Origin of the sequence: Rufibacter latericius (genome assembly GCF_003721515.1) — a bacterium.
Taxonomy (GTDB): Bacteria; Bacteroidota; Bacteroidia; order Cytophagales; family Hymenobacteraceae; genus Nibribacter; species Nibribacter latericius.
Map to the genome: position 1 here is coordinate 219,717 of NZ_RJJD01000002.1, position 25,912 is coordinate 245,628.

A 25,912-nucleotide genomic window follows, 5' to 3' on the forward strand; every position below is an offset into this window, starting at 1 on the left:
TAGTTTAGGATCTATCAACGTTCAAGTCCTCTGGCTTGAGCCAAAGCGGTTTTGTAGACTTTTAACGCCCTTAAACGCGCCATGGAATGTTCAACAATGGGAGCAGGGTAGTCTGAAGTTCCTACCTCCGGAACCCATTTCTTGATATATGCCTGCTGTTTGTCAAATTTCTTGGATTGTGCCTCGGGGTTGAAGACCCTGAAGTAGGGGGCGGCATCACAACCGGTTCCGGCGCACCACTGCCAGTTCCCGTTATTAGCCGACAAGTCGTAATCCAGCAGATGCTGCGCAAAGTAAGCCTCGCCCCAGCGGTAATCAATAAGCAGGTGCTTTACCAGGAAACTGGCAGCCACCATGCGCACGCGGTTGTGCATGAAACCAGTGGCATTCAGTTCGCGCATCCCGGCATCAACCAGGGGATATCCGGTGGTACCGGCACACCAGCGGACAAACTGTTCCTCGTCGTTCAACCAAGCCAGGTGCTCATACTCCTTGTTGAAAGGCCTGTGCGCCACATGCGGAAAATGGTACAGGATCATCATAAAGAACTCGCGCCAGATAAGTTCGCCCAACCAAACCGCATTTAGTTCCAAAGCCTGCTGAACAAGCTTCCGGATGCTCACCGTCCCAAAGCGCAGGTGCAGCCCCAGTCGGGAGGTACCTGGCAGAAAAGGCAAATCGCGGGTCTGTTCATACGTTTTAATGATGGATTCCTTTATCTCCTTGGAAGGGAAAGTAAAATCGGGGTTTACCTTAAAGCCCATGCTTTCCAGAGAGATTACCTGCTTTGGGGCTGTTTTAATGAAATTGTGCTGCAAACGATCTGTGTCGAAAGAAGAAAGGTTCTCAGCCGACAGTTTTCCCAGCCATTTCCTTTTATAAGCGCCAAACACCCTATAAGGCGTGCCATCATCTTTGGCAACTTCTCCTTTCTCAAAGATAACCTGGTCTTTATAGGTTTTGAACGGAATCCCCTTGGTCTGAAGAAGATCAACCACGGATTGGTCACGTTCACGGGCGGCGGGTTCGTAATCGTGGTTCGCATACACTGCTTTTACCTGAAACTTCTCACTAAGAGAACTCAAAACCTCTAGAGGACGGCCATACTCTACCAGCAGTGATGAATTCAAAGCCAGGAGTTCTTCATGCAAGGCAGTAACGGCACTATGGATGAATTGAACTCGCCGGTCTTGGGGAGAGGAAAGTTGCCCTAAAATATTCTGATCGAAAATAAAGAGGGGTAAAACCGGATAACCTGAGGTAAGCGCATGAAATAAGCCGGCGTTGTCTGTTAAACGAAGATCACGCCGAAACCAGAATACTACAATGGGTTCTTGCAAAGCCAGTAAATAGAATATTAGATGGAGATTAGCATACAACAGCAGGAGGGGTAAATTTGTTTGCTATCGCCTAAGTTTATGATGGCCCTAAACCTGAAAGAATGAAACCAAACCTTCTCCTCTACACGCAGTAGGAGAAAAGAATGGAGCACCTAGCCCAAATCTTTTTTCATGGCAGCCTGAATGATTTTTTGCCGAAAAACCAGAAATCAAAAGGAATACCATATGCCTTCTCCGGTAACCCATCCCTCAAAGATGCCTTGGAAGCCTTGGGGGTGCCTCACCCTGAAATAGGGAGTATCCGACAAAATGGGATGGAGGCTGGTTTTCAGGAGAAGTTACTGGCCAATGCCATGGTAGAGGCCTACCCAGTGGTTCTGGAAGGCAGTGGAAAGACCCTTCCGTTGTTGCAGGTGCCGGCTCAGGTTCCCGCTTCTTTCGTGTTGGATGTGCATTTGGGTAAACTTGCCCGCTACCTGAGATTACTGGGGTTTGACACTCTTTACGAGAACCACTACGATGACCAAACCATCGGTCAGATTGCAGCCCAGGAAAGACGAATAGTGCTCACCCGAGACATTGGGTTGCTGAAGCAAAAAGTCATTCCATGGGGTTATTGGCTGAGGTCTCAACATTTGGAAGCCCAACTTCAGGAGGTACTTATTCGGTTTGGGTTGATGCCACAACTGCAACCATTTACCCGCTGTATTGCCTGCAACGGCCAGATTCAGGAAGTCTCCAAACAATCTGTGTTACCGCTGCTCCCACCCAAGACCCGCCAGTACTTTCAGGTTTTCTTCCAATGCGCGATTTGCCAACGGGTGTACTGGAAAGGTTCGCATTACGAGAAGATGGAATCTTTCCTTCATCATTTGAAGGTGCAGTAATTTTAATTCCTTGTCAGAATCAAAATTCAGGTCCGTTTTAAGGCCTCTTGAAACCTAACTTGCACCTACTCTTTAAGATAGTTATTTCGTTCGTTTTATCCCCCAAGGGCCTGATGCTACTTTGAATTATAATGCTTAATTAGCAGTAGGAAAAGTATGTTGACACCCCATCCAACTGATATTTAACTGATTTATGAAAGTAAGAAAAGCTGTCATCACAGCTGCCGCTCGCGGTGAAAGACTATATCCCGTAGCAGATACGGTGCAAAAAGCCATGCTTCCCGTGGTAGACATTGACGGACTTGCCAAACCGGTCATTCAGATCATTGCTGAAGAAGCGTTTGCAAGTGGCATTGAGGAAATCTGTGTGATCTGTGCCCCCGGCGACGGTCCCCGCTACCAGCAGGCTTTTGCCTCATTACGGACAAACCTATTGGAATCCTTCAAAAATACTGATTGGGCCAAGGAAGAAGCCGAAAAAGTAGACACCCTGCGCAGCCGCATCCAATTCGTAGAGCAGCAGGAACCTTTAGGGTTTGGCCATGCCGTATACTGTGCCCGTGAGTTCGTGAAAGAGGAGCCTTTTTTACTTATGCTAGGCGATCATTTGTATGTTTCGGTGCTTCCAAGCAAGCGCTGTACTACGCAGTTGATCAATCTGGCGGTGCAGGAAGGTTGTGCCGTTTCTGCGGTGAACCCTACGGTGGAGCACCAAATTCATCGGTACGGAACCCTTACCGGGAAACATGTTCCCAATCAGAAAGGAGTGTACCAGATAGACAAAATCATTGAGAAACCCTCTCTTAGTACGGCCGAGTTGGAACTGCAGACTCCTGGGCTACGGGCGGGATATTACCTCTGTTTCTTTGGCATGCACGTGCTCACGCCCTCTGTTTTCAATATCCTGCAAACCCAACTGGAAAGCGGCAGCCAAAACGTGCAGCTTACCCCGGCTTTACAGGAAATAGCCTCTTCTGAAAAATACCTGGCCCTGGAAGTGAAGGGCAACCGCTATGACCTAAGCAAAAAACAAGGGTTACTGCAGGCTCAGATTGCCTTGGGGTTGGCTGGCCAAGCCCACGATGAAACGCTCACCTCCATGGTGGAACTATTGGCCGAGGCAAACCAACGCAAAACAAACTAAACCGTTGCCAGATCATTGTTAACGGTATTTTAGATGGCTTAGAAAGAGGCACATGAACATATTCATACAAACCATTACATCTTCTGATCCCGCAGAACGTAACCGCTCGTTTTTCCAGATGAGCCGGAACATGTCTTCCAGGGAGTTGTTTCGGGCACTTCGGGAGTTAGATGATTTCCGGAAAACCACCCCTAGTTTATACGACAAAGTACGCGCAATCCTTTTCCTGTTTGCCGGCTACCGGTTCTTCCTGATGGAATCTGCGGAGACACCTGCAACCGGCAAGATTCCCTATGCAGGTTTTGAGGATTTATTAGCTCGCCGGTTTGAGCAGGCTATTACCACGTTTCTGAAGGAAATTGATTCCCATGGAGCCAACGCAGCCCTGTTCAGCGGACTAGCCGAAAGCTACCATCATTTATCTTTTCAGATCCTGGCTGATCAGGTTCGGAAGAGTGTGCGCTCCAGCATAGGAAACCAGTGGATGTTCAGGGTAGGGCATCAGGAGGAACACCCTATCAAAATCCACCCGCAGTTATTACAGCGTCAGGAAAACTCCCTGTTTTACCCGGTTCTGGAAGAGCAAACCTCTGTGCGCATGGACCTGACCCACAGCGGATGGTCTGATATCTTTTTCCTGGGCATGGACTATCCAGAAGGTGCCCGCGTTCTAAACATCTCCATTGACCTGGGGGTTTTTGGGCGGGACAAAGACATCCGGCCACCGTTGCAGTCGTATGTGCGGGTGATTCCGGAGCCGGTGCTACGGGTAACTAGCATTGACCTGAATACTTCCAAAGACATCACCGAGCTGGATGACCTTTTTAATTTCGGGAATGATTACCTGAGCTTAATTAAGGCCGGGGTGATTGCCTCGGGCTTGATTCCGCCTTCCTTTGAGGGTACCAATCAGTCTTTGCCGGAGATACTTGCGCGCATGGTAGCCCCGGGCATGGGAATTGAACTGGTGACCAAGGTAAACGATATTCCCAAAGGTTCCCGTTTTGCTGTTTCCACCAACCTGTTGGGCTCTATCATCAGTTTGTTGATGCGGGCAACAGGCCAGACCAAGAACCTGGTTGGAGGCTTGGAAGAAAGCGAAAGGAGATTAGTTGCTTCCCGGGCTATCTTAGGCGAATGGATTGGCGGTTCCGGCGGCGGTTGGCAAGACTCGGGCGGAGTTTGGCCGGGTATCAAAGCCATCCAGGGAACGTTTGCCCAGGAGGGTGATCCGGAATCTGGCATCAGCCGTGGTACTTTGTTGCCGAGGCACCGGGTTCTTCAGGGAGAGGAAATTCACCCCGAAATGGCTCATAAGCTCATGAACTCGCTGGTGCTCATGCACGGAGGAATGGCTTCTAATGTAGGCCCAATCCTGGAGATGGTCACCGAAAAATACCTGCTCCGGGGCGAAAACGAGTGGGAAGCCCGTCAACAAACAAACCAGGTGTTTGACAACATCCTGGAAGCTCTGAAAGAAGGCGACATCCGGAAACTAGCGGCGAATACGGCCCATAATTTCGAAAAGCCCATCAAAACGATTATTCCCTGGGCATCCACGCACTTCACCGAAGAAATCATTAGAAGGGCGAAAAAGGCGTTTGGAGAAAATTACCTGGGGTTCCTGATGCTGGGTGGTATGTCGGGCGGCGGCATGGGTATGTTCGTGAACCCAGATCAGTTCGAGGACTACAAACACCAAGTTCTGGAAATTTTGCGGGCTACCAAAGCGGAACTCTCAGATTCGCTTCCATTTGCCATGGAGCCGGTGGTTTACAACTGGAGCATCAACAACAAGGGTTCCTGGTCATACTTCCACGAAGGCACCGATGCCATGATGCCGGAGCAGTACTATGCCATTCATGTGTCAGACCTGGTGAAGAAAGATCCGCAGTCTATTTCGTATGTACGTCGGGCTGAGATTGATTTCTTTACCACCCAATGTGGCCAGGACAACGTGGCGTACCCGCTGTTGCGCACCATCGTGAGTAACCTGTTCAAAGTATCTGATCCTTCCTCGCAGGGTAGCCGAAGCAGCGAAAACGAAAAGGCTGACCGCATCAAAAAAGAAAACGGCTTTGACTTTATTCAGCACGAAGAAATAAGAGAGCAGTTACAGAAAGGCTACATTGGCTTGTCACGGAACCGCTTGCCCAATGAAACAACCATTGAAGACGTGCATCCTACTGATATTGTCACGCTGGAAAGTGTTTCCAGTGCCCGCCAAACCGGAGAAGCTGCCTTGAAAGAAGGGAAAGTAGGGGTGATGAGCCTGGCTGCCGGGGTGGGTAGCCGCTGGACGAAAGGTGCGGGGGTTATCAAGGCTTTGAATCCATTTGTGGAGGTGGAAGGGCTGCACCGCAGTTTCTTGGAAATACATTTGGCTAAATCAAAGGCAGCAGCCGCCAAATTCGGTTCCCCGCTGCCGCACATCGTGGCAACCAGTTACCTCACCCATGAGCCCATCCGGAAGAAGTTGGAGCAAACCGGTAAGTTCGGTTATGAGGGACCGGTGTATTTGTCTACTGGCCGATCCATCGGACAGCGGTATGTGCCCATGGCCCGTGACCTTCGGTTCCTGTGGGAAGAAATGCCGCAGGAAACCCTGGATGAGAACAAGCAGAAAGTGCGCGAATCTGGTAGAAGGGCCATGATCAACTGGGCCAAGTCAAAGGGCGAAGGCGCTGATTACGTGGACAACATTGCCTCGCAGCGGTTTTCACCCTTAGGTCACTGGTACGAGGTATCTAACATGCTGCGGAATGGCGTTTTGGCTCAGGTCCTTGACGAAAATCCGCAACTGGAAACCATTATGTTGCACAACATTGATACCCTGGGCGCCGACCTTAACCCTGCCGCTTTGGGATATCACCTTGAATCTGGCAACGTGCTTACCTTCGAAGTGGTGCCCCGTCGCATTGAGGACCGTGGCGGCGGATTAGCCCGCGTGAACGGGAAAGTACGTTTATTGGAAGGATTGGCGCAGCCTCGGGAAGAAGACGAACTGAACCTGAGCTACTACAACACCATGACCACCTGGATTCAGATTGATCCGCTTTTGGCTTTGTTTGGGCTAACCCGTAATGATCTGAAAGGAGACGAAGCACTGTTAGCCAAAGCGGTGAGGAGCGTGGCCCACCGGATGCCAACTTACGTCACCATCAAAGACGTGAAATACCGCTGGGGACACGGCCAGGAAGACATTTACCCCGTGGCCCAGATCGAAAAACTCTGGAGCGATATGTCGGCTTTGCCAGATGTTAAATGCGGCTACATCGCCGTACCGCGTCACCGTGGCCAGCAGATGAAAGACCCTGCACAGTTGGATTCCTGGGTAACCGACGGCAGCAAAGAGCACATCGTTTCCTTAGGTAATTTCAACTAAACCAGCCGGCTTTTCTAAGTATTTGGTGGTTATTATCAGAAGCAGCTTCTCTTTTGGGGAAGCTGTTTTTTTTATGCAAATGGAAGCCTGAGAATGCCCTATGAATTAAAAGCATTTTAGGACTACTTTCCGTAAAACACACCTAAAACAAATTAGCCCGATTTATCGCCGGCTTCGGTAGCCAAACCCAAAAAGGGTGTGCAGGGCAATGTTGGGCACGGTAGCTGACCCACCACCGGCAAGGGGCATTCTGGCCCAGGCTGCAGTAAGTTTGGCTTCAGGACGGAAAAACCAATGATCGGCAACTCCTAATTTTGAGCCAACGGCCACTTGAAGGCAAACTCCGGAGATGTGGTAGCCGCCACCCAACAGACTTTTCACCGGGTTGATGGCCTTTCCCCTGATCCGGCCCTCGGGGTGCCCGATTACCATTCCCAAACCTATCCTGAAAATACCCGGCGATTCTCTAAATGGAAAGGCTCTACTCACCATAGCCAGATTATACCCATGGGATACCTCAAAATGCTCAATTTCAGAAGGAGGGTTCTCCAGGTAAACCTTATGGTGGACTAATTCAGCACTCCAGTTTTCATAACCCAGCCGGTAGGCATAGTAAGGTGAACCGGTCCAAGGCCGGGTGGTGTATCGGGCTTTAAACCGAAGCGTTGGCTCGCCCGGTTGTTCAATCCGGAGAGGCATGGGCAGGCTCCAGGAAGTACCGGCAAATACTTCGGCGGTTAAACCTTGACCATGCGCTGCCAGGCTACTGCCGATCACAAACAGCAAAGCCCCGAACATACCGTTTAAAAGGTTCCATTTCCTTTGAGCCATTGATCCGAAACGAAATAGGTGTAATGAAATAAACGTGGAGTGGAGAAATATGGCTTGTTTGACTCAATGTTAGATTTTCCATTGCCGAATCCACGGCTACAAACGGAAGGTATAACTACTTCAAAGAGGGTTTCGGTGCACCTATTTGCTAAGGTAAGCACGCTTATTCTTCACCAATAAGAACCAGGGTTTACCCTTATTCGTGCCCCTTTTCTTAAAACGGTCATAAAGCATTTTCTCCCGACTCCACTTCGTCTGGTTACTTTCGCAAGACAAGGAATACTAAATTGGTATATCTTCTGAGTGGCTTACCCGTTTTAGAGAAGAACGGTACCTTTAATGTTTTAAGGATACTTTTTTGAAACCTACCCCTAAACTGTTTAAGGGTACCTTCGACCATGGAATTCTTGCCATTTACCCGTAGAACAATTACCTATGAATTATAAACAATTGGGTACCTCAAACTTATTGGTAAGCGAAATAAGTTTTGGGTGTATGTCTTTGGCCGGCGAAGAAAAAGGTAACCTGCACCTGCTGCACCAAGCCCAGGAAAACGGCATCAACTTTTTTGACACCGCCGATTTGTATGAGAAAGGTAAAAACGAGGAAATTGTAGGGAAGGCGTTCAAAGACCGCAGAAACCAGGTCATTCTGGCCACCAAAGTGGGGAATCAATGGCGACCCGATGGAAGCGGCTGGGATTGGAACCCTACCAAAGCCTACATTCTGGACGCAGTAGAGCAAAGCCTACGCCGCTTGCAAACCGACTACATTGACCTGTACCAACTGCACGGGGGCACGATCGATGACCCTATTGATGAGACCATTGAAGCCTTTGAACTTCTGAAACAACAGGGAAAGATCAGGCACTACGGCATCTCGTCCATTAGGCCCAACGTGATACGCGAATACGTGAAGCGATCCTCCATGGTCAGTGTGATGATGCAGTACAGCCTTTTGGACTGCCGGCCCGAAGAGCAGATGTTAGATCTACTTCAGCAGCATCAAATTGGGGTCCTTGCCCGGGGAAGTTTGGCCCAGGGCCTCTTGTTGGGCAAAACCCCTAAGCCTTATCTGGCCCACACCGCTTTAGAGGTGACCCAAGCCGCCGAGGCGCTGAAAGCGATTGTAGGCGAAGAAAAGATCCAGGAAGGAGCGGTTCAGTATGTTCTGCACCATCCGGCGGTGACCAGTGCTGTATTGGGCATCAGAACCGGCAAACACCTGGATCAGGCACTTTCTGTTGGGGAGGCACCGGCTATTTCAGATGAAACCATCCGTTCATTGAGGATCCAAATCCCGCCAGCCCTTTATGAGCAGCACCGCTGAAATGGAGTTTAAAGGAAGAAATCGGACCAGTTAAACACCTTTGAAAAGGATCTATTTTAAAGCCTTTTTTGTAAAAAGAGCCTTAAAATGGTTCTAACATAAACAGCCTTAAGAAAACGGAAACAGGTATATCTTTTCGGTATTTACAATAGTACATACCTTTATTGCTATATTAATAAAGCACCAACACATGAACTACAGACTTCTAGGAAAAACCGGATTCAACGTATCAGAAATATCATTAGGCACCTGGCAGGTAGGGGGCCGCTGGGGAGAGCCTTTTAATGAGAAAACCGCCGAGACCATCATCCACTCAGCCATTGATGCGGGAGTGAATTTCATTGATACCGCCGATGTGTACAGTGATGGCCTGAGTGAAGCCGCGGTAGCCAAGGTCGTAAAAAGCCGAAGCGAAGAGGTGTTTGTGGCTACCAAATGCGGCCGGCAAATACAACCCCACATTTCTGAAGGCTACACTCCCGAAAAGCTGACTAGCTACGTGGAGCAGAGCCTGCGCAACACCAAGCTGGAAACCCTTGATTTGGTGCAATTGCATTGTCCGCCCACCGAAGTGTACACCAGACCTGAGATCTTCGGGGTATTTGACCGCCTGAAGGAGCAAGGCAAAATCAGGAACCTGGGCGTCAGCGTGGAATTAGTGGACGAAGCCCTTATGGCTATGCGTTACCCCAACGTAACAACCGTGCAGGTGATCTTTAACATGTTCCGGTTGAAACCCAGCGAGCTATTGTTCACTGCCGCCAGTGAAAATAACATCGGGTTGATTGTGCGGGTACCTCTTGCCAGCGGGTTGCTTACCGGCAAAATGTCGCATCAAACTACTTTTAATCCCGAAGATCACCGTGCTTTCAACCGCAACGGAGAGGCTTTTGACAAAGGCGAAACGTTCTCAGGTGTGGACTTTGATTTGGGCTTGGAGGCGGTGGAAGAACTCAAAACCCTTTTCCCCGGCCAAGAGCTACTGGCTGCCTGGGCACTCCGGTGGGTCTTGATGTTCCCAGAGGTAAGTACCGTTATTCCTGGAGCCTCCCGTCCTGAGCAGGTGTCCTCGAACTTAGCCGCTGCCGGCCTGCCCGCCTTGAGCCAGGAACAGATGAATGGGGTACGCGCCGTTTATGACAAATACATCCGGCCCACGGTACATCAACAATGGTAACCAAGGGGCTTCCCTAAGATGGGTTTACTTTCCTTTTTAGTAAATAAGAATAAATGTAAATGATTGACAATTAGGGAGGTAGGTCAGGGTGTAAAAGCGAAAAGGGGGCGTCCCCCGATGCCCCCTTTTCAATCAAATAAAAACCCTGTTTGAAGCTTACGAATAAGCCTCATGTGGGAACAAATCTCTGTTTTTCTATACTTGAATAAAATACCTAGAAGTAAGTATTTACAGGCTTCATTTTAATAAACCAAGGAGCTAAAAACATCATAATTAGAAACTAATTCTTATAAGATATTAAGGTTCAAAGATATAAAACGCCAACCCAAGAAAAGCTAGTCCCAAACTGATACTTTATTTATCATTTTATTACCGATTTAACCTGAATCTTCCCCCTTTAAAGCGTAACATGTACACCAGAGAACAAGCTTCCCAACTAAGACAAGCCTTTTGGACTACTTTCGGCCAATACATTGCTCCCCATCCATCGGCCGAGGGGTTGAAAATCAATTGGTCTAATTACAAGACGGGGCTCAAGCATGTGTTCTTCCGGATGCGGGCCGAGACGAAATTTGCCTCCATCGGGATTGAGTTGACCCATCCTGACCCAGAAATCCAGGAGCTTTTCTTTGAGCAGTTCCTGGAGTTAAAAGGGTATCTGCACGAAACGCTGGGTGAGGAGTGGGATTGGGAACTGCACACCACCAATGAATTCGGGGAGACGATCAGCCGTATTTACACCGAGATAAAGCCTGTGAATGTGTTCAACCGCGAGGACTGGCCTGCTCTCATTTCTTTTTTCAAACCCCGGATCATTGCCCTTGACGAGTTCTGGAGCGATGCCCAGTACAGCTTTGAGTCATTAAAGTAAATCCCAAAAGTTAAAATTTAATCATACAAAGAAGATAGAAGGAGAAAGTACCAACCTCCCTTCAATTGAAGGTTCCTTTTCCAGGCTTCTACCAGAGCGTTTCCTCCTCGTCTTCTTCCTCTTTGCGGGAGCGGTAAAAACCAGCGCCATCGTGCAGAGGAGCACCTTTTCCCTCTAGATGGTTTTGTAGATCCTGATGCATCTTCAGTTGGTCTAAGTGCAGGAACTCCCGCCACAAAACCTGATCATTCAAGGACAAACTCTCCACAATCTCTTCCAGCTTCAGGCTTTTACCTTCGGCCACCTGGCTCTGCAAATGAGGATCTGTAGCTAATTGATGCCGAATTTTGTCCCGGAAATAGCCGTTCAACTCTCGGTAACGTTCTTTATTCCATCCTGTATTTTCCATAATCTTAGTAGGATAAGGTGCCTCCTTGTACGAAGGGGCCGGTCTAAAAGGTAAATAGGTCTTCAGTTTTGGCTTCCTTTTCAGAAAACAGGCACCAAAGGAGGAAAGAGCCAATTAAGTGCCTTACCTCAAGTTACGAAAGCAATATCAAGGGGAAAGATTCTCCCGGTAAGAAAACCCCTTTTTTTGCCGGAAGACTAAGCAGCCCGTCCGCTTCCAGAATACTGGTCAGATCACCCGAACCAGTGGAAGGAATGGGTGTTGCCTTCAGGGTGCCTTGCTCCACCTGCAATTTGACCGGTACATGGTACGTGAGTGCCGGCTTGAAAGTGATGCATTGGGTTAGTTGCGCTGTCCTTTCTTCTGCTTTCAGCCCTAAAGAAGCATGCAACCATGGCCGAAAAAAAAAATGAAAACAAACAAAAGTTGATATAGGATTGCCGGGCAACCCGAAAACTACCTTCGGTCCAGGGAAAGTGCCGAACAACATGGGTTTGCCCGGCTTTTGAGCTACTTTATGGAAAAGAGGCTTTAAACCCAACTCCTCCAAAACTTGAGGCAAATAGTCGAATTTACCCTTGGAGACTGCGCCAGATAAAATCAGTACCTCGTGTTCTGCTAATAAAGAACCAAGGATTTGCAGCATTTGCGCAGGTTCATCGGGGAGGTGGAAGAGGGTAGGCTTGATGCTTTCCTGCAACAGCGCGGCTGCCAGCATGTAGGCATTGGATCTCCTGATCTGGTGCGGAAGCGGAGTTTGTCCTATTTCTACTAATTCATCTCCGGTAGAACAGATAGCTATTCTGGGCAATTGATAAACCTTCACCTTTGCCAGACCCACTGAAGCCAAGGTACCCACAATTGCGGGGGTGATTTTAACTCCGGCAGCTAATAATACTTCTCCGGCTTTTTTGTCTGACCCCTGCCGGTGGATGTTCTGGCCGGGAAGAATCTGATCAATTTCTACAACTGCTACCCCATCCTGAAGGGTACAATCTTCATAGCGTACGACTGCATCTGTTTCCTTTGGGAGCATGGCCCCAGTCATCACTTCAATGCAGTTTTTTGCTTGCTGGAGAATAGTCTGAGGAGCGCCGGCTGGCTGAATCTGCTCAATGGGAAAGGATCTGGTACCCGAGGCGAATGTCTCTGACCGTAAGGCGATTCCATCCATGGTGACCCGGTCGAAGGGAGGAAAATCGCGGTCAGCGGTTACATCCTGGGCAAGTACTCGTCCAACGGATTGTAGTAACGGCGCCACTTCGGTCTGTAACACTAGTGTATGTTGCAGTACCAGGGGTAAAGCTTCCTCAACGGAGATCATGAATGGAAGAAATTAGGTTAGAGATAAGTGAACACCAGTTTCAGACCGATGAAGAGCACGAACACGCCAGTTAGCCCTTTCACCGCCTGCGGTTTAATTTTCTTAAGGCTCACCCGGGTTCCTAATTGTCCGCCCAGAAACACGGCTATTAACAAAGGAAAAAGAGGGGTGGAATCTACATGAAAGTTACCTGCTGCTACCTGGCCCAATAAACCGGCAATTGAGTTTACCAAAATGAAAAAGGAAGCGAGGGCGGCAATGGTGCGGGCATCTGCCCAACGTAGTAAGTGTAGCACCGGAGAAAGCAAGATGCCGCCACCAATTCCTACCAGTCCCGAGACAAACCCTGAACTGGTGCCCAGGAAAACATTGAAGAAACGAGAATGTTGATCATACTGAACTCTTTCGGCGACGGGTTGGGTAAAGAACTGAAGAACCAGGAGAGCCCCTGAGAAGGCCAATACTGCGCCTAAACAAAGAAAGAAAACGCCTTGGGTAAGGTGAAAGGTAGCCCCCAGAAAAGCCGCTGGTACACTGCAGAAGACCAAGGGCAAGAACTTCTTCCGGTCAAATAGACCCTCCTTTAGGAACAGGTAGGAGCCACTGCTGACCACCACCAGGTTGCACAGCAAAGCCGTGGACTTAATCTCCTGGAAATTGGGAAGGAAAAGCGCCAATAAGGCCAGGTAACTGGAACCGCCCCCAAACCCCACTGACGAGTAAAGGGTGGCAATCAGGAAAAAGCAACCGATAAGTAACAACAGGTTCCAATCCATGTTCCTTATTTAGCGACTAATTTGTTTGGCAAGTGCGTGTGCCATGCTTCCATTCCGCCGGTTAAGCTGTAAACCTCGGCTTTTCCATCCTGCTCCAAAAGCAGCTGGGCAGCCTTTTGGCTTCGGCTTCCTTTCTGGCAGATGGTGACAATAGGTAGGTGCTGAGGCAGGTGTTCCAGTTGGTTTTTTAATACCGACAAAGGGGTAAGCAAAGCTTTTTGTAAATGGCCTGTCACATACTCTTCCTGTTCCCGCACATCCAACAGCAGCATTTTCCTGCCTTCCTGAACCCAGCCATATAATTCTTCCGCTGAAACCTCAGGAACTTTGAAGCAGCTATCTACCTCGTAAGAACCCTGCAGAGAAGTAATTTTCTGGTTTTCAGGCCGGGCTTTCAGTTTGATTTTGTATTGACTCTGGTTTAGGTAGTCCCGCACCAGCAGATAACCTGACAGGGACTTGCCTATTCCTGTTAAAACCTTTACTGCTTCCAAAGCCTGCTGTAGACCAATGAGCCCGGGCACTACCCCCAAAACCCCACCCGTGTTGCAGTCCGGGATTTCCTGAGCCGATGGTGGGGTGGGATAAAGGCAACGGTAGGTAGGACCTCCTTGGAAGTTAAACACACTTACCTGACCTTCAAACTGGTGCAAAGCTCCGTAAACAAAGGGTTTATGCAACTGAACACAAGCATCATTGATGAGGTATCGGGCCGAGAAATTATCGGTGGCGTCAATTACCAAGTCGTAGCTCTCCAGTATTACCAGGGCATTCTGCGGGGTTAGGTGTGTAGGATAGGGGAGTAGCCGGATTTCCGGGTTCAGGGCTGCCAGTTTTTGAACCGCCACTTCTACCTTCAGTTGCCCTACCTCATTTGTGCTATAGAGAACCTGCCGGTGAAGGTTGGTAAGGCTGATGGTGTCTCCGTCTACTATTCCTAAGGTTCCTACGCCCATGCCCGCCAGGTACTGCAGCACCGGCACTCCTAAGCCACCCGCACCCACCACTAGAACCCGGGCTTCCTGTAATTTCTGCTGTGCCTCTGGCCCGAAACCCGGAAGTTGCAGTTGTCGGCTATAACGGTTATCCATGGCTTAGCTTTTGGGTGATGTAGGCAAATTCATCGGGGCTGTTGGCGTTATAGAGTTCTTCGTCATCTGCCGGGTAGATGAGTTTGGTATCTGCATTGAGCAGGAACTTTCGCGGGCAAGTTTTCCCGGTTTCGGTAAAAGCCAGAGCCGGTTCATAGGCTTTCGGTTCCCAGATGGCTAGTAAGGGCTCAGGTAAGGGAGAACCGTTAGCGGCGTAAGCAGTTGCCACCCGATGAAGATCCCGTTCGTGTACCAGTTTCTCCAAAGTCCCGGCGTGTACCAGGGGCAGATCGCAGGCCACCACCAACCAAGCTACTTGTGGGTACTGGCGCAAGGCACTTAAGATTCCGTTCATGGGGCCACGTACCTCGTGGGTGTCCCGCAGGAAATTCATCTGGCTTTGTTCATCGGCCACCTGGCCTGGCCTTAGGCTAAGAAATACCTTTGTGCAGAAGGGTTGCAATAAGGAATACAGGTATTCCCTCTGCGGAACTCCGTGGTATTGTAGCAGCCCTTTGTCTTGCCCCATGCGGGAACTCTGGCCTCCGCTCAGTACTAAGCCGTAAATTTCTTTAGACAGCTGCATGTAGGTCTGATTTACCGCCGGTTTTCTGAACCAACTTTATATCTGTAAGAGTGATATCATGCGAAAGGGCTTTGCACATGTCATAAATGCACAACGCCGCCGCCGATACTCCGGTCAAGGCCTCCATTTCCACGCCTGTTTTTCCTTCGCACCGCACTAGGCAGGTGATTTTTAAGGTGAAGTTTGGGGCTGGTTCAATGTCAATTTTACAGGTAGAAAGCGCCAAAGGGTGGCAAAGCGGAATAATATCAGAGGTCTTCTTTGCGGCCATCACCCCGGCAATGATCGCGGTCTGAAACACGGCCCCCTTTTTGGTAAGGAAGTTCTGTCCGGTTAATTGCTCAAATACCTCTTCGGGGAAAAGAACAAACCCTTCCGCCACAGCGGTTCTGGTGGTCAAGGCCTTGGTTGAAACATCCACCATACTGGGCTGGCCTTGTTCATTTATATGCGAAAGTGCACTCATGCTTTCTTACTAGTTTTGAAAGTATTTTCAGGATTTCAGCCCAAAAACAGCATTCTACTTTATTTCATTTTTTGGTGAAAAGAGTCTAAAGCTCCTTTCTTGGGAGGTTTGCGAAACTCATCCACCTAAAACCGACATAGATTCATGCTTGGAATGCACGTAACTAGCCTCAGCCGCGAAACCGTCTTTTTCCCGTTTGCTTACCGCAGATAAAATCTCTTCTTCTAATTGGGCCGGTGTAGCCCCCATCCGGAGCAAGTCTCTGAGGTTGGTGGCAGGAGGGCCGTACAGGCAGGTACGAAGCTCACCGGTGGCGCCCAACCTGATGCGGTTACAGGTGCCGCAGAAGGTTCTGCTGAACGAAGGGATTATGCCGAAAGAGCCTTTATAGCCCGGTACCTGATAGTTTACTGAGGTGGACGTGGGTTCGCTTTGCAGTTTCTCCAAGACCTGGTACTGGTTTTGGATATGCTGGAAAATCTCGCGGTGGCTCCACTGAGGCAAGTCAAAGGTGTCGCTCCCGTTGAAGGGCATCTCTTCCAGGAAACGCACCGCCAGGGCATGTTCCTTGGTCAATTCCACAAAAGGCAGAATGTCCTGGATATTTTTGTTTTCGGCCACCACGCAGTTCAGCTTAAGGTCAAACCCTAACTCCAGGAGGTGAAAGATACTGGCGAATACGGCTTCAAAACTATCGCGGCGGGTGATCTTGAAAAACCTTTCCCGGTCAAGGGAGTCCAGGCTGATGTTGATTTTCCGGATTCCGATTTCCTGAAGTTCCTGTATTTGCTTCCGGGTCAGGGTTCCGTTGCTGGTAACGGTAATTTCCTCTAAACCCGGTAATTGGCTTAATTTCCGGAGGAAAGGGAGAATACCCGCCCGTACGAAAGGCTCACCGCCGGTAATCCTGATTTTAGATACGCCCAAACGGCAGAAGAGCGCCGACAACTGGTACATCTCGTCAAATGACAGTAGTTCCTGACGCGCGGCAAAATCCATTCCTTCCTCGGGCATGCAGTAGTAACACCGGAAGTTGCACCGGTCGGTGACCGAGAGTCGCAGGTAGGTAAGTTGCCGGCCGTATTTATCAATCAAAAGTGGTTCGCTCATGGCAGTTTACGGATGGGCGTTGACCCACACGCTGTTGTCTTGATAATATTCTTTCTTCCAGATGGGCACCGTCTTCTTCAGCTCATCAATCAAAAACCGGCAGGCAGTGAAAGCAGCGTCCCGGTGCGCCGATGCTACGCCAATAATCACCACCGGTTCTCCTACCTGTTTCTCACCTACCGCGTGCAGCATCACCAGTTTTTCAATGGGCCATTGTTGCTGGGCGGCTTCGGCCAGTTTCCGCATCTCCTTTATGGCCATAGGCGCGTAGGCCTCAAACACCAGTTTTACTACGGTTTTCCCCTGGGCATGGTCGCGAACGGTACCCACAAACAGGTCAATTCCACCGGCGCTTGGGTCCTGTAAGTATAGGTAGGCTTCGTTCAGGTCTACCTCTTCTACTATCTTTATCAGCATGCGGTATCGATTAACCCCCGCTTACGGGAGGAATGAGGGCAATTTCCTGGCCCGGGGTGAGCGGCTGGGCATCTTCGGCGTATTCACTGTCAACGGCCACGGCCAGGGAACTCAAGTTCTTGATAGCCGGGTACTGTTCTCCCAGCCATGCCTTCAACTGCCCCACCGTTTGGAGTTCTTGTCCGGCCGGAAGCTTCAAAGCAGACTTTCCCACGATCTCCCGGGTAATCCCAAACAGGAGTATTTCCATGATTTTGTACTTAGGTTCATTTGCCCAGGCCTTTCGGGGGGCAATACTTCTAAATTTACGGCTCTTTTCACCAAAGGCCAAACTTGGATGCCCTTAGGTGTGATTTTGAGCTGTTTTCCTGAAAAGGGTCCTAAAAGAAGCTATAGCATTATATCTAACGAGGTAGGTAACTCCTTGTTGTTTGTAGGATAGGAAGGAGAAGAAAAGCAGTAAAGTTATTGGAGGTCTTTAAGGAAGTTTTCAGGAAAATGGCCTTAAAACTAGAATCAAAATAAGTTTCCTTTTAAGCGATAACTGCTGATCTGAAAGGAGTTAAACTACCTAAAGAATTACTTCGACTGGGATTGCTTTAGAGCTGCATAATCTTCCGCCGTGTCAATGTCGATGGCTCCTTCGGGAAAGAGTAAGGAAGCAACTTCCTTTCGGTAAATTGAAAGTAGTTTTTTGGCTCCTTCTTGACCATTTAAAAGCAAAAGCTCGGAAAAAAACCGCTTGGTAAAAAGCACCGGTGCACCCAAGGTCTCCTGATACGAACAAGCCACGATATTTTTTCCTGATTTTTTTTGTCTTTGGACCAAGGCATCCAAGAGGTTAGTGGAAACGAATGGTTGGTCACAGAGCATAAACAAAGCGCCGGAGCTTTGTGGCGCGACCGAGAGCAAGTGGTTTAAACCGGCTCGGATGGAAGAAGCCATGCCTTCTTGCCAATCGGGGTTGGTCACGAGGTGGGTCTCTGGGAATTGCAGTTGGGGCAAGATCGCTTCGGCGTTAGCCCCTAATACCACAATGACGGGAGAACCTTCGGCTTTTACCGCGGCTTGAATAGACCGTTGCAGGAGCGTTTGGCCTTGGAACAAAAGCTGTTGTTTGGCTTGGCCCAATCTGCTGGAGGAACCCGCTGCCAGGATAATGATTCCCGTCATTTGGCTTTATCAGGAAGAAACTGTTTCAGAAACGATTGACGCCGAAGATGCGTGGATGCTCTCTGCCTTTTCCCGGAGGAACCCTGCGTTTCTTCTTGACAGTACCGCTTTGATTTCGGCCATCACGGAAAGGGCGATTTCTTCGGACGTTTCGGCCCCGAGATCAAGCCCCACCGGTCCGAATACTTTTTTCAAATGCTCTTCTTTCAGGTTGATTCCTTCTTCCTGTAGCTCAGAGAACATCCGTTCCATTTTCTTTTTTGGGCCTAAAACTCCAACGTACCGAAGCTCTAACGGAAGCAATTCCCGCAGCATGGCCAGATCATAGTTGTAGTTGTGGGTAAAAAGCAGGAAAAGGGTGTTTTGGTCCACGGGTACCTGGTTAAGAACTTGCTCTGGCTTTGCGACAACGACTTGTTCAGCCAAGGGAAACCGTTCTGCAGTAGCATAGTTGGCTCGTCCGTCTACCACCATAGTTGGCCAGCCCAACAAACTTGCCAGGTTTACCAAGGGCATGACATCGTTCCCCGCACCGCAAATCACCAGGACTGGAGCGGGTTGGATCAACTCCACAAAAGCGGTGAAATCTTTTCCATCGAAACGGAAGTCTTTGGTTACTGAACTTTTTTGTTCAATCGCTTCCAGTGCGGCTTTTTGCAACTGGGGTAAAAGGGTGTCGGGAAGGTTTGGAGTGTAGATTTCTCCTTTAGATTGGGCAAGGAAACAGGTGCCGGGTTGGTCTGCTTTCCGGTCTTGCAGAGAAAACAGGGTGACGATCACAGCCGTTTCCCGTTGACTTATGACTTGCTGAAGCAAAGCCAAGGGATTCCGGGGTTGGGTAAGGTCAATGGGTTCAATCAAAATATGGATGATGCCGTTGCAACCTAGCCCAACGCCTAGTTTAGCGTCATCATCGTCCATGGTATCGTACTTCACAAGAACAGGTTTTCCCTGGCTCATGGCTAAACGGGCTTTTCTCAGGGCATCGCCCTCCAGGCATCCGCCGCTGATGGCCCCGGTTAATTGCCCATCCTCCGAAACCAGCATACGCGCCCCTGGCCGGCGGTAAGAAGAACCTTCCAGGTGCACCACCGTGGCCAAAGCCGTTTGTCTCCCCTCCGACGTATGTTGGGCAAAGGCCCGCACAATATCCTGTATTTCCTTCATGTCTGGACCTGGTACTTTTGGAAATTCATCATCCTGCTAAAAAGGCAGGATAGGCGTTCCGTTCTACTTCAAAGGCTTTATTAAGTTACCCAAAGATAAAAACCAGTATTAAAAGGGCAACCTGACTACTTATTTGTGTTGAAACAAACGAGAGCCCTTTAAAGCTGTTTTTAGAAAATGAGCCTAAAAACGACCACCGGGTAGACGAAGCAAAACTTCAAACAAAGAAGCCTTTTAAAGCCAACGGAGGAACAATCCTAGATAGTACCAAAGCATTGTGCCAATTTCATAGAAACTGCTTCAAAAAAGGAGTCTCTGTTTAAGCCCTGTTTTGTAAAAACGTGACTTAAACAGAGACTCCTTTTTTAAGTAAGTGATGGTTTACTTCAGAACATGAAGCCTATTTTAGCGGACAATCTTTTAAAAGAATGCCTCTCTGTGACAAAGGAGCTGCTCCAGGGAAGGGGCTCGGTGGTGGTGGCACGCTGTACTTTGTAGCCGAGGCTCAAAGCAAAAGCGGTATTGTTTCCGGAGGCCACCTGGAAGCCCAAGGCAGGGTTGATCATCCAGCCGCCATCGTTACTGATCTGGTTTGATTCATCGCTCAGGAAAGTGGAGCCGTAGCCCGCATCAAGGCTGTAGATAGGGCTTACACGGGTTTTCAGGAGGGTGCCCCTGATTCCCAGCGCTAAGGGTGTTACTAAAACCTGGTTGTAGAAATCCAGTCCCAGAGTTGCCCCAATGCTTAAAGCCCGGTGAATACGGTAGCCGTTGAAGATGGTCAAGGTGGGGGATGAATCTGCGGTATTGGGTGCGTTGTTTTTGTTGTCCTGATACAGGTAACCCAATTCTACCATTCCTAGGTAGCGGCTGGGAGGTACGGGCTGGCCGGAGTTCTCCTGTGCCTTCCCTTTTGTATAACACAGAAGCAGGAGGCATAGGGCGAGTAGCGATTTTTTCATTTAGGACTGAGTGGGAGTAACCGGAATTTTACTGAGTAATTTAAGTTGGGAGGGGTTCCTGGAGTCATATTGGTATAGGCCGTCATCGCCCACCATGATCAGGATATTGCCCAAGGGAATCACGTCGTAGGCATGTAGGTCTTTGAAATGCTGCAGTTGGTTTTCGGCAACCCGAAGCGGATTTTTGATATTGAAGGTTTTCAGCCCGAATGCCCCTTCGCAAAGAAAGAGGGTAGAGGCATCAATGCCCAAGCCGTGCGGATGCTGCATGGGATAGGTCTTGATCAGTTGGGGAGCCCGCGGATTACTGATATTGATGACCTCTAATTGGTTTGTGAAACCGGCACAGGCATTTCCGGAGCGAAGCGTCACCCAAGCTAAATCCCCGTCAACAACAACCGGATCGCAGCTGTTGACGTGGGCGTAAGTAGACAGATGCACCGGGTTGGTAGGGTTGCTGTTGTCATAGATGTGCATGCCCGTAGTGGACCCGATGAAAAGTTTATCCTGGTAAGGGAAAATCGTTTCAATGCCCCAGCCCAACTGAATGGATGCGCCCCGTTGTGGGTGAGCCTGATCGGTGATGTTAAACAGTTGCAGGGAGTTGGTGTTAACGATGTAGAGGTGATCTTCAGAAATAGTAAACCTGGCCATAGAGCCCCCCTTTCCAGAGGGTACGGCTCCCCTAAATCCCGAAGAATTGAACTGGGCGGCTGAACCTGTTCCATCAGTAAAAAACACCCGGTCCTGTATGTTGCCGTCGCAATCTAAATAGGTGGAAGGCTCTGTGACTATCCTTTCTTTATACCTGGCCACAAAAGACTCCTGATTACCATTTACTGCATACCCGTTTAGCTGGAAGATATTTTCAACCCGGTTTTGCTGCTTAACTGCTTGGGGATTGCTGATGTCAAAAACCACCAGGTCAATGTAGTTGTCGGCGTAGAGGGTGTTGCCTTTTACGGCAAGGTCCACGTTGCCCGGTATAGCCAGAAAGCTGAGACGCTGCGGTGCCGCCGGGTTGCTGTTATCAATAATGTGGATGCCTTCCTGCTGTTCATTCACAAAAAGGTAATTCCCGAAGACATAGATCTTGCCGGGCTTCTGTAAGGCACGGGCCGGCTCCACTTTCACCGAATTCCTTAACTCGGTTTTCGTCATCATTACCGGTTCATAGGTGGTGTACGTGATGGTGGATTCACATTCATCTGTACAGGAGGTGAGTGAAAGCCCCGAGAACAAGGCCACCCACAGAATCATCAATCGGAGGAGAGGTAGAGGTTTTTGCATATACAGTCTGTTTTTAAAGAAAGCCCGAAAACACGTAAACTACTTTAAAAACAAGAGCCTATTTCTTCCTGAAAGGTTGCATCCCTCTTTTGGTATAGTAAAAACTCAAGCCTTCTGTTTTAGAGTTGATTTGGATAAAAGGAAGCGAAACTGAGCCTAGACCAGCAAAAGATTTTTTATTGGACGAAGTTAAAATATCCCTCAATGTCAGATACCCTCATCATCGGGGTCCTGAGCCTGTACGCCAGGCGGATTGAAGAGACCCCAACGGTCATTGACAAAGTTCCAGGGATCAAAGCCCTGCACCCAATCCACGAAAAGGTACCGGTATTCTTCAATGGCTTCCCGAAGGAGGTTCAGATACTGCACGTCTTTGTACCCAAACATCTCCAGGCTTTTGCACTGGGAGAGCAGGTCCTGGGCAGCCTTCCGGATGAGCGTTGCGTTCTCCATGCGCAAATCATAGAGATCAGCAGCTTCGGCCCCGGCCACTTTGACCGTCAGGAGAGAGGCATCCAGAAGCATGTACTCTTTGAGGGAAGACAGGATCTCGTCCTCTTCCTCAATCAGGCTGGCAATCTTCTTGGTAAGATCGTACACCTCTCGGCCTTTGAGGTACAGCGGAAGTTGCTCTGGCACCGTGAAGCCTTCAAAATCATCAGGAGGTAGCATAGGCAGGAAGCATTTAAGTAAATCTAACAAAGAAATGATAAAAGATTACCATGCCTACTTCCAAAATTTCTTCTGAAACTCAGGTTTTTAGGCGGTTTATTATCCTCCTTCAGTATAATAAAAGCCAGTTGAGTGGCGAATTGACATAGTTAAAAGGAAATTCTTAGGGAGCAGAGTGCCCTCCCGGAAGTAGTCCTGGTTTCAAAAATGAAAAGAGGAATTGAATGCTGCCTTTTGGGCCTATTTTCCTAAAAACAGGCTAAAAGCAGAATTAAGGACTTTGAACCTGCAATTGTTTAGGAATGCCGACACTTCTAACCCCAGATGCTAAAAGCAAAAGGTGCCTCCTGATGAACCTTCTTAAATGGAATAGGTTAAGGTTGTTTTCTTTCCGGAAGGGTAAGCTCAGGGCAAGGTGCCTGCATGTCTGACGTGAAAGGTATGGGGCTCCAGGAGCCGGTCACAAAATCAGTGATATAGTCCGGCGAATGTCCCATCCGGTTCAGCCGCATGGCCAAAATTAGGTTAGCCACAGAAATCTGTGACGAAGGACCTGAATACTGATGCGAGTGTAAATTGCTTCCATACATATGATCCATAAGACAAATAGTAAACCCATTTGGGGGGTGGCTTTTACTACTTTAGTATACGGGAAATACTAACAGAAAAATGAAAAATTAAAGAAAAAAATTTCTAAATCTATAAGTTTATCAGCTTTTTATTGCTTAATAGTCTTTATAAAATCCTTCTTCTTTTCGAAATATAATCCTTAATCACTTGAATTATAGCCTTATAAAAGGCGCTGATTTGTATCTATTGGTTCAATACTGCTTTTTCCTAGTTACTTAGGGGGCTAGATTGCCAAATGGATCCTCAAAATAAAGTTATATTTAAGTGTCTGTAAAAATATTAACCTCCAAAATCTTGGACCTTTTTGGTGATCTCTTCTATCACTTCCTCGCTCCAACGTTCTGCTATTTCTTCCAGCTCCTGGCTTGACCAAGCCTGAAGGTAAGCCTTCTCTGACCATGTGGAATTTTTATCTGGACCTACTTCATAAGACGAGTACTCTAACCTAAACACCAGGTCCTTGCTCAAGTCAAAGGTATTGCCTCCCGCCTGTTGAAATCCCGACAGCCTTAGCCTTAGGCCCATTTGCTGCACGTTGCCGTTCTCCATACTTATTTCCTTTTCTGAAGAGGCGTGTTTGTCTTTGGTCCAGGTGTCTACCACCTTTTCAAGACCGAAATCATCAAACATAGGGAAAACTGGGGTGAGTTGCTGGTAGATGCGTTCCGCTAGTTGCGGCAGGATCTTGTTGTATAGGTGAAGAATGCCTTCTTTGTCTCTGGTGTGCTGCACTTGAGGAGGAGTTTAAAGTTGAGGGATTTATACCTTCTATGGTTTCAAAGATAAGACCAAAGACTTTTAAACTTAATAGAAGCCGGAGAATTTAGAAGTAGTTAAACCATTTGCAAACCCTACTAACAGGAAAGGAATCAGAGGGGAAACAGAAGCACTAGCTTTGAATCCCGATTTCCGTTTGTTAACCATTTTCCTAAAACAAGCAGTAAACCCAAGCAGAGAGCATAAAAAAAAGCCTTGCCAAAAGGCAAAGCTTTTTTTGTTAATGTCTTTATCTCAAAAGACTAAGCGAGTCTAACGTTTACCGCGTTTAGCCCTTTTTTGCCTTCTTTGAGTTCAAAAGTCACTTCGTCATTTTCTCTGATTTCATCTACCAAGCCAGAAACGTGCACGAAATACTCTTGGTTTGAATTGCTGTCTTTAATGAATCCGAAGCCTTTTTCGGTGTTAAAGAATTTTACTTTACCGTTGTTCATATTGTTTTTTGATTATACAGGTACTACCAAGTAAGTAAAAAAATCGTTCAAAAGTATCTTTTAAAAGAAAAATAATTTTCTTTCTGGAAGCAAAATTGGTCAAATTATCTAAAAGTAAGCCAAAATTAACTTAGATAAACAAAAAAAGGCTACTTAGAACGACCCCCTTTTGTTTTTACCAGAAGGTATATCTCGTTAAAACCCTCTTGTTGCTGAACCATTTACCCACTGCAGATACCTTATGCAGGTAAGTACACCTGGGCAGGTTGTCTTCCTTGAAACCACTGAATAAATGAAGGCTACTTTTCTTCGGCTTTCAGTTGCTAACATTGCTCCTGTGCAGGTTGAACACCCCAACGAATACAAAACCTACTTTCACAATGGAGTAGGAGATAGGGGTGCTTCAGGAAAAAGCGTACTTGTAGAAAGTAACCCCATGGGAGTAGTCTATGGCAGCTTACTCATTCAGGTTATCGTCACTTATTTCTTAAACTTTATGATCCAACGCGATTAAAGCGAAATGAAAAATCCTTTTAAAAGAGTAGGTAGCTCTGTGCTAAAAATAGCGGTAAACTGTTAAGAATTTTTGCAGAATACATAAAAGGAGTTTCAAGAAAAGGAACCATCTAAGGGGTCTGTAGACAATCCTAAAATTTTACTATTACATCAATAGGTTCTTTGCTCCTTCCTGCTTCCTAAGTGATTTCCATAAAGAAGGTGATTTAAGGTAAAAAGGAATATAGCCTTACAAATGATTAAGTTTCATTCAATAGAGGTATAGAATCAATAAAACATCAATTATTGGCTTTAAGAAGTGAAATCTCGTCTGTTTAACAGGAAAATTGGTGCAAATTTCAAATCCCTTTTTTTAAAAGCACAAGAAATTAAATTCCAAGTATTTATCCGAAGCGTGGGTTTAAGATTGTAGATATTGTCAGAACCTCTTAATTTTGCCAGAGTAATCTAACCTAACCCTTTATGAAAAATTTTATACTCTCTCTCATGTTTATGGTTCCAGTGGCCGTAGCTGCTCAGGATGTGAAAAAACACAGCCAGCCCCTGCCTACCAAAGACGTGAACATTCTGGATGTTACCTCTAATAAAACCACTGCGGTGATCTATGACACCCCAAAAGAGCTACAGGCAAAAATCCAAAAAGATGCCCGTGCTAAGAAGTGGAATGAGGCAATGAAGAAAGAAGAACTGTCAAAAGTGCCTGTTGGTGGCGTCTTGCAATTTGATATCGCTCGCTATAACATGGCGGCCGTAGATGCGAAACTCTTCACCATCCTTGTTTTGGATCCTTCCGGGAACGAGAAAATGAGAACCAAAATCAATGGTGTGGTATCTTCTACCATTGTAGCCGGTGTGTCGGCTTACAAAACCTCAGGTAAACTGGTGTTGGAACAGCCCCTGAAAACCGGTGACTTCGTGTGCGTACTGGATGAGAAAGAAAACAAGCGCTACGAGTTCCTGGTAAAGAACGATTAAGCTTAAGTCATCCCTTTAGGGAAGAGCTAAAAACATAGGAGATCCCGTTCGTTTCTGCAAGGCAGAATTGGACGGGATCTTTTTTGTGCCCTTTTCAGGAAAACAGGGTTAAATCAAAATTCAAACAAACATTTGATAAATTGGCAAAGGTTTTGTAAAATTGTTCTACAATA

The 25,912-nt window shown here is 47.8% G+C and carries 26 protein-coding genes; 7 read left to right on the plus strand and 19 right to left on the minus strand.

Annotated features, from left to right (window positions below; genetic code table 11):
• Window positions 1-14 precede the first annotated feature (14 nt).
• A complete protein-coding gene (locus EFB08_RS04830) occupies window positions 15-1,379 on the minus strand; it encodes a cryptochrome/photolyase family protein (protein ID WP_317125582.1) in 1,365 nt (454 codons plus the stop codon).
• A gap of 104 nt (window positions 1,380-1,483) precedes the next feature.
• Here EFB08_RS04830 and EFB08_RS04835 point away from each other — a divergent pair, with 104 nt between their 5' ends.
• The 3 genes from EFB08_RS04835 (at window position 1,484) to EFB08_RS04845 (ending at window position 6,756) form a co-directional block, all read left to right on the plus strand.
• The gene (locus EFB08_RS04835; protein ID WP_123125794.1) at window positions 1,484-2,227 is read left to right on the plus strand and encodes a Mut7-C RNAse domain-containing protein; all 744 of its coding nucleotides are present in this window, start codon (window positions 1,484-1,486) and stop codon (window positions 2,225-2,227) included.
• A 193-nt stretch (window positions 2,228-2,420) separates the two neighbouring features.
• Window positions 2,421-3,371: a UTP--glucose-1-phosphate uridylyltransferase gene (locus EFB08_RS04840; protein WP_123125795.1), complete on the plus strand. Its 951-nt coding sequence runs from the start codon at window positions 2,421-2,423 to the stop codon at window positions 3,369-3,371.
• 52 nt (window positions 3,372-3,423) lie between these two features.
• The gene (locus EFB08_RS04845) at window positions 3,424-6,756 is read left to right on the plus strand and encodes a UTP--glucose-1-phosphate uridylyltransferase (protein WP_123125796.1); all 3,333 of its coding nucleotides are present in this window, start codon (window positions 3,424-3,426) and stop codon (window positions 6,754-6,756) included.
• A 162-nt stretch (window positions 6,757-6,918) separates the two neighbouring features.
• On the opposite strand, the gene EFB08_RS04850 is transcribed toward EFB08_RS04845, so the two are convergent.
• Window positions 6,919-7,587 carry a hypothetical protein gene (locus tag EFB08_RS04850; protein WP_125077650.1) on the minus strand — a complete coding sequence of 223 codons (669 nt, stop codon included), beginning with the start codon at window positions 7,585-7,587 and terminating at the stop codon, window positions 6,919-6,921.
• Between the two features lie 435 nt (window positions 7,588-8,022).
• On the opposite strand from EFB08_RS04850, the gene EFB08_RS04855 reads away from it, so the two are divergent.
• The 3 genes from EFB08_RS04855 (at window position 8,023) to EFB08_RS04865 (ending at window position 10,964) form a co-directional block, all read left to right on the plus strand.
• A complete protein-coding gene (locus EFB08_RS04855; protein WP_123125798.1) occupies window positions 8,023-8,916 on the plus strand; it encodes an aldo/keto reductase in 894 nt (297 codons plus the stop codon).
• A gap of 190 nt (window positions 8,917-9,106) precedes the next feature.
• A complete protein-coding gene (locus tag EFB08_RS04860) occupies window positions 9,107-10,093 on the plus strand; it encodes an aldo/keto reductase (RefSeq protein WP_123125799.1) in 987 nt (328 codons plus the stop codon).
• 409 nt (window positions 10,094-10,502) lie between these two features.
• Window positions 10,503-10,964, plus strand: coding sequence for a DUF4268 domain-containing protein (locus EFB08_RS04865; RefSeq protein ID WP_123125800.1), 462 nt, complete (start codon window positions 10,503-10,505; stop codon window positions 10,962-10,964).
• An 88-nt stretch (window positions 10,965-11,052) separates the two neighbouring features.
• Here EFB08_RS04865 and EFB08_RS04870 read toward each other — a convergent pair whose 3' ends face one another.
• The 17 genes from EFB08_RS04870 to EFB08_RS04945 all read right to left on the minus strand — a co-directional run bounded on the left by EFB08_RS04870 (window position 11,053) and on the right by EFB08_RS04945 (window position 24,248).
• Window positions 11,053-11,373: a hypothetical protein gene (locus tag EFB08_RS04870; protein WP_123125801.1), complete on the minus strand. Its 321-nt coding sequence runs from the start codon at window positions 11,371-11,373 to the stop codon at window positions 11,053-11,055.
• A 133-nt stretch (window positions 11,374-11,506) separates the two neighbouring features.
• The gene (locus EFB08_RS04875; RefSeq protein ID WP_123125802.1) at window positions 11,507-12,697 is read right to left on the minus strand and encodes a molybdopterin molybdotransferase MoeA; all 1,191 of its coding nucleotides are present in this window, start codon (window positions 12,695-12,697) and stop codon (window positions 11,507-11,509) included.
• Window positions 12,698-12,714: 17 nt separating this feature from the next.
• Window positions 12,715-13,473: a sulfite exporter TauE/SafE family protein gene (locus tag EFB08_RS04880; protein ID WP_123125803.1), complete on the minus strand. Its 759-nt coding sequence runs from the start codon at window positions 13,471-13,473 to the stop codon at window positions 12,715-12,717.
• A gap of 5 nt (window positions 13,474-13,478) precedes the next feature.
• Entirely contained in the window at window positions 13,479-14,564 is a 1,086-nt protein-coding gene (locus EFB08_RS04885; protein ID WP_123125804.1) for a HesA/MoeB/ThiF family protein, read from the minus strand.
• On the minus strand, window positions 14,557-15,150 hold the full coding sequence (locus tag EFB08_RS04890) for an NTP transferase domain-containing protein (protein ID WP_123125805.1): 594 nt from the start codon (window positions 15,148-15,150) through the stop codon (window positions 14,557-14,559). Before EFB08_RS04890 ends, EFB08_RS04885 begins: the two co-directional genes overlap by 8 nt.
• The gene (gene moaC / locus EFB08_RS04895) at window positions 15,137-15,616 is read right to left on the minus strand and encodes a cyclic pyranopterin monophosphate synthase MoaC (RefSeq protein ID WP_123125806.1); all 480 of its coding nucleotides are present in this window, start codon (window positions 15,614-15,616) and stop codon (window positions 15,137-15,139) included. The genes EFB08_RS04890 and moaC overlap by 14 nt, the downstream gene beginning before the upstream one ends.
• Window positions 15,617-15,733: 117 nt before the next feature.
• On the minus strand, window positions 15,734-16,726 hold the full coding sequence (gene moaA / locus EFB08_RS04900) for a GTP 3',8-cyclase MoaA (RefSeq protein WP_123125807.1): 993 nt from the start codon (window positions 16,724-16,726) through the stop codon (window positions 15,734-15,736).
• Between the two features lie 6 nt (window positions 16,727-16,732).
• Entirely contained in the window at window positions 16,733-17,143 is a 411-nt protein-coding gene (locus EFB08_RS04905) for a molybdenum cofactor biosynthesis protein MoaE (protein WP_123125808.1), read from the minus strand.
• Window positions 17,144-17,153: 10 nt separating this feature from the next.
• Complete coding sequence (moaD, locus tag EFB08_RS04910) at window positions 17,154-17,393, minus strand: molybdopterin converting factor subunit 1 (RefSeq protein WP_123125974.1); 240 nt, start codon at window positions 17,391-17,393, stop codon at window positions 17,154-17,156.
• Between the two features lie 329 nt (window positions 17,394-17,722).
• Entirely contained in the window at window positions 17,723-18,316 is a 594-nt protein-coding gene (locus EFB08_RS04915) for a nucleotidyltransferase family protein (RefSeq protein ID WP_123125809.1), read from the minus strand.
• A gap of 9 nt (window positions 18,317-18,325) precedes the next feature.
• The gene (locus EFB08_RS04920; RefSeq protein ID WP_123125810.1) at window positions 18,326-19,483 is read right to left on the minus strand and encodes an XdhC family protein; all 1,158 of its coding nucleotides are present in this window, start codon (window positions 19,481-19,483) and stop codon (window positions 18,326-18,328) included.
• A gap of 386 nt (window positions 19,484-19,869) precedes the next feature.
• Window positions 19,870-20,445 (minus strand): hypothetical protein, encoded by a 576-nt coding sequence (locus EFB08_RS04925; protein WP_123125811.1) that lies wholly within the window; start codon window positions 20,443-20,445, stop codon window positions 19,870-19,872.
• Entirely contained in the window at window positions 20,446-21,735 is a 1,290-nt protein-coding gene (locus tag EFB08_RS04930) for an LVIVD repeat-containing protein (protein ID WP_227006221.1), read from the minus strand.
• A gap of 207 nt (window positions 21,736-21,942) precedes the next feature.
• A complete protein-coding gene (locus EFB08_RS04935) occupies window positions 21,943-22,407 on the minus strand; it encodes a hypothetical protein (protein WP_123125813.1) in 465 nt (154 codons plus the stop codon).
• A 374-nt stretch (window positions 22,408-22,781) separates the two neighbouring features.
• A complete protein-coding gene (locus EFB08_RS23435) occupies window positions 22,782-22,940 on the minus strand; it encodes a hypothetical protein (RefSeq protein WP_165864804.1) in 159 nt (52 codons plus the stop codon).
• Between the two features lie 376 nt (window positions 22,941-23,316).
• Window positions 23,317-23,769 carry a hypothetical protein gene (locus EFB08_RS04940; protein ID WP_123125814.1) on the minus strand — a complete coding sequence of 151 codons (453 nt, stop codon included), beginning with the start codon at window positions 23,767-23,769 and terminating at the stop codon, window positions 23,317-23,319.
• 287 nt (window positions 23,770-24,056) lie between these two features.
• Window positions 24,057-24,248, minus strand: a complete 192-nt coding sequence (locus tag EFB08_RS04945) for a cold-shock protein (protein ID WP_123125815.1) — start codon at window positions 24,246-24,248, stop codon at window positions 24,057-24,059.
• A 978-nt stretch (window positions 24,249-25,226) separates the two neighbouring features.
• Between EFB08_RS04945 and EFB08_RS04955 the strand changes: the two genes are divergently transcribed.
• On the plus strand, window positions 25,227-25,739 hold the full coding sequence (locus EFB08_RS04955; protein ID WP_125077651.1) for a hypothetical protein: 513 nt from the start codon (window positions 25,227-25,229) through the stop codon (window positions 25,737-25,739).
• Window positions 25,740-25,912: the final 173 nt, after the last annotated feature.